1 rRNA gene is annotated in these 1562 nt (G+C 51.5%); it reads right to left on the bottom strand.

What is annotated here, in order from left to right:
* Positions 1–1562, bottom strand: a 23S ribosomal RNA gene (locus C9I99_RS26845); the annotation flags it as partial.

The raw sequence follows: 1562 nt of genomic DNA, 5'->3' as shown, positions 1-1562 counted from the left end.
AACCCCATCAATTAACCTTCCGGCACCGGGCAGGCGTCACACCGTATACGTCATCTTTCGATTTTGCACAGTGCTGTGTTTTTAATAAACAGTTGCAGCCACCTGGTATCTGCGACTGCCAGCAGCTGAGAGAGCAAGTCCCGTCACCGCCGGCAGCGTACCTTCTCCCGAAGTTACGGTACCATTTTGCCTAGTTCCTTCACCCGAGTTCTCTCAAGCGCCTTGGTATTCTCTACCCGACCACCTGTGTCGGTTTGGGGTACGATTTCTTATAATCTGAAGCTTAGAGGCTTTTCCCGGAAGCATGGCATCAATGACTTCATCACCGTAGTGACTCGACATCGGGTCTCAGCCTAGTGTAATCCCGGATTTGCCTAAGATTACAGCCTACACCCTTGAACCTGGACAACCGTCGCCAGGCCCACCTAGCCTTCTCCGTCCCCCCATCGCAATTATAAGAAGTACGGGAATATTAACCCGTTTCCCATCGACTACGCCTTTCGGCCTCGCCTTAGGGGTCGACTTACCCTGCCCCGATTAACGTTGGACAGGAACCCTTGGTCTTCCGGCGAGGGAGTTTTTCACTCCCTTTATCGTTACTCATGTCAGCATTCGCACTTCTGATACGTCCAGCACACCTTACGATGCACCTTCAACCGCTTACAGAACGCTCCCCTACCCAATGTGAACAAGTCACATTGCCGCAGCTTCGGTGTATAGCTTAGCCCCGTTAAATCTTCCGCGCAGGCCGACTCGACCAGTGAGCTATTACGCTTTCTTTAAATGATGGCTGCTTCTAAGCCAACATCCTGGCTGTCTGAGCCTTCCCACATCGTTTCCCACTTAGCTATAACTTTGGGACCTTAGCTGGCGGTCTGGGTTGTTTCCCTCTCCACGACGGACGTTAGCACCCGCCGTGTGTCTCCCGGATAGTACTTACTGGTATTCGGAGTTTGCAAAGGGTTGGTAAGTCGGGATGACCCCCTAGCCTTAACAGTGCTCTACCCCCAGTAGTATTCGTCCGAGGCGCTACCTAAATAGCTTTCGGGGAGAACCAGCTATCTCCAGGTTTGATTGGCCTTTCACCCCTAGCCACAAGTCATCCGCTAATTTTTCAACATTAGTCGGTTCGGTCCTCCAGTAAGTGTTACCTCACCTTCAACCTGCCCATGGCTAGATCACCTGGTTTCGGGTCTAATCCTAGCAACTGTACGCCCAGTTAAGACTCGGTTTCCCTACGGCTCCCCTAATCGGTTAACCTTGCTACTAAAATTAAGTCGCTGACCCATTATACAAAAGGTACGCAGTCACCCAACAAGTGGGCTCCTACTGCTTGTACGTACACGGTTTCAGGTTCTATTTCACTCCCCTCACAGGGGTTCTTTTCGCCTTTCCCTCACGGTACTGGTTCACTATCGGTCAGTCAGGAGTATTTAGCCTTGGAGGATGGTCCCCCCATCTTCAAACAGGATATCACGTGTCCCGTCCTACTCGTTTTCACTGATAAGATGCTACCGGTTACGGGGCTATCACCCTGTATCGCTGTGCTTTCCAGCACATTC

This window comes from Photobacterium lutimaris, assembly GCF_003025555.1.
In the GTDB taxonomy this organism is placed as follows: domain Bacteria; phylum Pseudomonadota; class Gammaproteobacteria; order Enterobacterales; family Vibrionaceae; genus Photobacterium; species Photobacterium lutimaris.
This window is presented reverse-complemented; position numbering and strand designations above follow the sequence as displayed.